We start from the raw sequence: 5,735 nt of genomic DNA on the forward strand, positions 1-5,735 counted from the left end.
AAGATTATCAACGGCCGCCTGATCACACCATTCCGGGTAATTGCACCCGGCAGCGTGCTGGTAAAGGACGGGCGGATCATAGCCGTGGGAGAAGGAACAATCCCGGATTACGCGGACAGGATAATAGATGCCGGGGGAAATTATATTGCCCCCGGTTTTATTGACCTGCATATACATGGAGGCGGCGGCCATGATTTTATGGATGGCACCGTAAACGCTTTTCACCGTATAACGGAAACGCATGCACGATATGGTACTACTGCAATGGTGCCTACTACTTTAACCGCGGAGAAGTCCGGTTTGTTACATACGCTGGACGTATACAAACAGGCCGTGGCGCAGCCGCACAACGGGGCATCCTTCCTGGGTATTCATCTTGAAGGACCCTATTTTGCTATGAGCCAGCGCGGCGCACAGGACCCGCGTTATATCCGGAACCCCGATCCTGCGGAGTACCGGGAAGTGCTGGATTACAGTGAACATATTGTGCGCTGGAGCGTAGCGCCCGAATTACCCGGTGCGCTGGAAATGGGTAATTACCTGCGGAGCAAAGGCGTTTTACCGGCTATTGCCCATACAGATGCTATTTATGAAGATGTAGTGAAGGCAGTGGAATGTGGTTATACATTGGCTACGCATTTTTATTCGGCCATGTCGGGCGTAACACGCCGTAACCTGTACAGGTACGCCGGCGTTATTGAAAGCGTATACCTGATAGATGAAATAGATGCAGAAGTGATTGCAGACGGCGCGCATTTGCCTGCATCGTTGCTGAAGCTGATCTATAAAATCAAAGGACCGGACCGCGTAGCGCTCATCACAGACGCCATGCGCGCGGCGGGCATGCCTCCCGGCAAAAGCGTACTGGGACCGCTGAACGGTGGCCTGGATGTAATAGTAGAAGATGGAGTGGCCAAACTGCCCGATGGCAGCGCGTTTGCAGGCAGCGTAGCTACTACGGACCGCCTCGTGCGGAATATGGTGAACCTGGCAGGCGTGCCGGTAGCAGAAGCTGTACGGATGATGAGTTATACCCCTGCCCGCATTATGGGGGTGGATAACAGGAAAGGCACACTGGCAGCAGGAAAGGATGCGGATATTGTTATTTTTGATGATAACATACAGGTACAACTGACCATGGTATCAGGAAAAGTTGTGCATCATATCGGAGAATGAAATAGCTTTGCCCTCAAAATTGTTGAGGCATGAATTTTTATACACGGAAATGGGTAAAGCCGGAGGATCTGAATGCACACGGTACTTTATTTGGTGGCAGCCTGCTGCGCTGGATCGATGAAGAAGCAGCTATTTATTCCATCATTCAATTAGGAACCAACCGCTGCGTAACCAAGTACATGTCTGAAATTAATTTCATCAATTCTGCCCGCCAGGGCGATATCGTAGAACTGGGTATTAAAGCCACCCACTTTGGCAGAACTTCTCTTACACTCACCTGCCAGGTGCGGAATAAGATCACACAAAAAACTATTCTTACGGTAGATAAAATGGTGTTTGTAAGCGTGGATGAACAGGGCAAACCTGTTCCCCATGGCAGAACCGCTATCACGTATACAGACGAGCGCCTAAGAGAAGAATAGTATTATATTTTCAGTCCGCCGAACATACTGAATAAAATAATCCCCAGCACCAGCATGGTGATACACACATACAGCCTGTCCTTCTCCAGGGCAAAAGCCAGCAGTGAGAAAAAGATACGGAGAATGGGAGTGCCCAGCAATACCAGCACACCCAGCTGAATAAACTCCGTGGCGCTACCGGTAGCCACACCGTGGAGGATGCCACGGAAAGAGGTATATTCGGCGCCTTCTCCTTTAAACTGTGAATAATCAGGCACGCTGGCGGCTCCCTGTTGCGCCAGGTAAAAGATGCCTCCCAGCAGCGCAATGCAGCTGGCAGTAACCACGCCGGTTCTGAGCTGTTTGCCGATGAGTAATTCAATATCGCGGTCGCCGAGTATTTTCCTGAATACGTTCATTATGCAGTAATTAAAACTGGTGATTAAATCCGTTATAGATCATTTCAAGCGCCACAAAAGTGATGGCCACAGAAAAGATGATCCTGAGTGTGCGTGCGTTTATAAACGTAAGTAAACGGGCGCCTGTGAATGCACCACCCAACACACCCAGTACTACCGGGAAAGCCATACCGGGATCAATATATCCTCTCTGTAGATACACCACTGCGCTTGCAGCAGCGGTAACGCCGATCATAAAATTGCTGGTAGTGGTGCTTACCTTGAAAGGTATGCGCATAGTGCTGTCCATAGCCAGCACCTTTAATGAGCCGGACCCGATGCCCAACAGGCCGGATAGCACGCCTGCAATCAGCATAATACCAAATCCGCCGGCCACATTTTTCAGTTGATAGCTTACTTCCCCGTTGGGTGTTGGGTAGCTGCTGTTCAGTTTTAGAAGGTAAGATAATTTACTGCCCGTTTGCTCCGCATGTTCATGCTTTTTCCGGATGGTCATGGCAGCGGAAAATATCAGCACTACCCCAAGCAGGATGGCGATGGTGTTTACCGGGGTAAATACGGCCAGCAGCGCACCACCTACAGCGCCGGCCGTGGTGGCTATTTCCAGGAACATGCCCAGCCTGATGTTGGTGATGCCTTCTTTAATATAGGCAGAGGCTGCGCCGGAAGAGTTGGCGATAGAAGCCAGCAGGGCTACGCCAATGGCATAGCGGATATCCACATGGAATACGAGTGTTAGCAACGGTATCAATATCACCCCGCCTCCCAAACCGGTGAGGGAGCCTAACAGTCCTGCCACATAAGCGCCTGCCAGCAGTATTAAGCTAAAGATCAGGATGTTCATCTGTTGGTATTTTAATAGTTATTGTCGAGGATATCTTCCATTACCTGCCGGGATAATTTTGCATTACCACTTTTGATGGCTTTGTATAATTGTTCATGCAGGTGGTGACTGATAGCAAAATGACTGATGCTTTGTGTATCGCGTTTGGTGAAGAAGTCGCGGATCACCGTTGTAAAGCTGCGGAAAAGATCCGCCAGCACATTATTTCCCGAAGCTTTTGCCACCGCGATGTGGAAGGCGATATCCGCTTCCAGGCATTGCTGGTACTGGTGTTCGAGGATGGCCTTTTTTCGTTGCTCCAGCAATGCCTTCAGCTGGTGCAGGTCTTCTTTCGTATGGTTTTCTGCTGCCAGTTTCACAATTTCATAGTCCAGCATGCGCCTTACCTGGTTAATTTCCTCGAAGTCGGCCCTTCTCAGGCGCTGGTCCAGCGATTCCGCCTGCACGGTTTCATTTACGAAAGTACCTGCTCCCTGTTGCACGCGGAGTATGCCCGTCATAGCCAGCGTTTTAATGGCTTCCCGGATGGTAGAGCGGCCTACGGCGTATTGTACCATCAATTCGGGTTCTGCGGGTATTTTCTGGCCGGGTTTATATTTCCCCTGTGAGATATCTTTCTGGATGGCGTTGATGACGCGGTCCGATAATTTGGATGTTGGCTCCATGATTGTCCGTTTACAACACAAAGGTATGATGTTTATTTAAACATCAGATGTTTTATTTTTAGCGCCTTGATAATTTTATTTTTTTGGAGAGATAAGAGGTTAATGGCTGTTTTTTATTGTTTGGAAGATAATGCTTAGAAATACAGTTTATTAACCGTATTTTATTTCCCTTCAAATAAAAACAAATGCATCGCAGGAATTTTCTACAGGCCGGGTTACTCACCGCCACGTTTTCATTTCCGGGGAAATATTTCCCGGGGAAGGTTTATCATGCTAACGACTGTATTATTTTCAACGCAGGCATTGGCGGTAATAATACCGTTGATCTGCTGAAGCGTATCGATAAAGATTGCCTGGCGCATCAGCCGGATCTGACCATCCTTAAGATCGGCACCAATGATATGAATTCGATGAAACATATTGCTTTGCCAGCGTATGAAGCCAATCTGCGGAATATAGTGGCGCAACTGACAGCTGCGAAAAGCCGGGTATTGCTGATGACTATCCTGCCGGTATATGAGCCCTACTTATACACCCGGCATCCGCGTGCATTTTATGAACCGGAAGGACATGCCAAAAGAAAGGAACAAGTGAATAATGTGATCCGGAAAGTGGCAGCGGATAATAACCAGGACCTGTTGGACATGGGGTATATTTTCCAACAGGTGGGAGATGTAAGTGAAGAGATGGGAAGCCTGATCCAGAATGTAGCCAACAGCAACAAGCAGGACGGTGTACACCCCACGCCGGCGGGATACCGTACCATGGCGGTGGCGTTATATGAATATATTACACAGAAGCAGCTGCCTCACAGCAGGGTGGTTTGCTTCGGCGACAGCATCACTTTTGGTGATGGTGGTACAGAAGGGAAAAGTTATCCTGCATATCTTAAAAAATTATTGACAGCATGAGAAAAATAGTACTGTTAGCAACCATCATGGTGAGTGTTTGTTTGTTTTCCCGCGCCGGAGCGCCGGTTTACACGGCAGATGTAATTATTTATGGCGGCACTTCCGCAGCGGTAACAGCTGCGGTACAGGCGCATAAAATGGGCAAAACGGTGATCGTGGTATCGCCTGATAAGCACCTGGGTGGCCTTTCATCCGGGGGGCTCGGATTCACTGATACGGGTAACAAATCAGTGATAGGCGGGCTTGCCCGTGATTTTTACCATCGTATATGGCTGCATTACCAGCAGCCTGCTGCCTGGAACTGGCAACGGCAGGCGGAGTATGGTAATAAAGGACAAGGCACACCGGCAATGGACGGGGCAGAACGTACCATGTGGATCTTTGAACCCCATGCAGCAGAACAGGTATTTGAAGATTTTATCAGGGAGAATAAGATCAAAGTTTACCGGGAGGAGTGGCTGGACCGTAACCAGGGTGTAAAAAAGAAAGATGGGAAGATACAGTCCATTACTACGCTCAGCGGCCATACTTATAGCGGCAAAGTATTTATTGACGCTACCTATGAGGGCGACCTGATGGCTGCTGCCGGCGTGAGTTATACTACAGGCCGCGAAGCGGTAGCCACCTACGGCGAAAGCTGGAACGGCGTACAAACCGGCGTTTTGCATCATGGGCATCACTTCAAACAAAACATCAGCCCTTACCGTATTCCCGGCGATCCGAAGAGTGGTTTGCTGCCGCGTGTTTCCGGCGAAGATCCGGGTGAGAAAGGTGCGGCAGATAAAAGGATACAAGCCTATTGTTTTCGTACGTGCCTTACCGATAATCCTGCCAACCGTATTGCTTTACCCAAACCTGAAGGATACGATTCAACGCAGTATGAACTGCTTGTTCGTGTGCTGGACAGCGGCTGGAATGAAGTGTTCAACAAGTTTGATCCTATCCCCAATCATAAAACGGACGTGAACAATCATGGCCCTTTTAGTTTTGATAACATCGGCATGAACTACGATTACCCCGAAGCGTCTTATGAACGCCGGAAGGAAATTATTCATGAGCATGAAGTATACCAGCAGGGACTATTATATTTCCTTGCGCATGATGCCCGTGTGCCTTCTGCCATCCGGCAGCGCATGCAAACCTGGGGTTTATCGGCCGATGAGTTCCGGGATAATCATAACTGGCCGCACCAGTTGTATGTACGCGAAGCAAGACGCATGAAAGGCGTGCATGTTATGACCCAGCAATCCGTGCTTGGAGAAACTCCGGTGCCACAATCTATTGGTATGGGTTCTTACACACTGGATGCGCATAATGCG

The 5,735-nt window shown here is 49.1% G+C and carries 7 protein-coding genes; 4 read left to right on the plus strand and 3 right to left on the minus strand.

Features of this window, described 5'->3' with window-relative positions; translation table 11 throughout:
* Both nagA and VN105_RS16655 read left to right on the plus strand, forming a co-directional pair.
* The coding region (nagA, locus tag VN105_RS16650) for an N-acetylglucosamine-6-phosphate deacetylase (protein ID WP_325642657.1) at positions 1–1,176 on the plus strand (1,176 nt) is incomplete at its 5' end.
* Positions 1,177–1,205: 29 nt separating this feature from the next.
* Positions 1,206–1,598 (plus strand): acyl-CoA thioesterase, encoded by a 393-nt coding sequence (locus VN105_RS16655; RefSeq protein ID WP_079470631.1) that lies wholly within the window; start codon positions 1,206–1,208, stop codon positions 1,596–1,598.
* A 2-nt stretch (positions 1,599–1,600) separates the two neighbouring features.
* On the opposite strand, the gene VN105_RS16660 is transcribed toward VN105_RS16655, so the two are convergent.
* Genes VN105_RS16660 through VN105_RS16670 form a run of 3 tightly spaced genes read right to left on the minus strand, consistent with a single transcriptional unit; the run spans position 1,601 to position 3,505 of the window.
* A complete protein-coding gene (locus tag VN105_RS16660) occupies positions 1,601–1,996 on the minus strand; it encodes a DUF1634 domain-containing protein (RefSeq protein WP_325642658.1) in 396 nt (131 codons plus the stop codon).
* A 10-nt stretch (positions 1,997–2,006) separates the two neighbouring features.
* Positions 2,007–2,840: a sulfite exporter TauE/SafE family protein gene (locus VN105_RS16665; RefSeq protein WP_325642659.1), complete on the minus strand. Its 834-nt coding sequence runs from the start codon at positions 2,838–2,840 to the stop codon at positions 2,007–2,009.
* A gap of 11 nt (positions 2,841–2,851) precedes the next feature.
* A complete protein-coding gene (locus tag VN105_RS16670; RefSeq protein ID WP_325642660.1) occupies positions 2,852–3,505 on the minus strand; it encodes a FadR/GntR family transcriptional regulator in 654 nt (217 codons plus the stop codon).
* Positions 3,506–3,690: 185 nt separating this feature from the next.
* Here VN105_RS16670 and VN105_RS16675 point away from each other — a divergent pair, with 185 nt between their 5' ends.
* Positions 3,691–4,416, plus strand: coding sequence for an SGNH/GDSL hydrolase family protein (locus VN105_RS16675; protein ID WP_325642661.1), 726 nt, complete (start codon positions 3,691–3,693; stop codon positions 4,414–4,416).
* Positions 4,413–5,735: FAD-dependent oxidoreductase (locus tag VN105_RS16680; RefSeq protein ID WP_325642662.1), on the plus strand; the 1,323-nt coding region annotated here is incomplete at its 3' end. The genes VN105_RS16675 and VN105_RS16680, both read left to right, overlap by 4 nt.

This window comes from Chitinophaga sp., assembly GCF_035564935.1.
In the GTDB taxonomy this organism is placed as follows: domain Bacteria; phylum Bacteroidota; class Bacteroidia; order Chitinophagales; family Chitinophagaceae; genus Chitinophaga.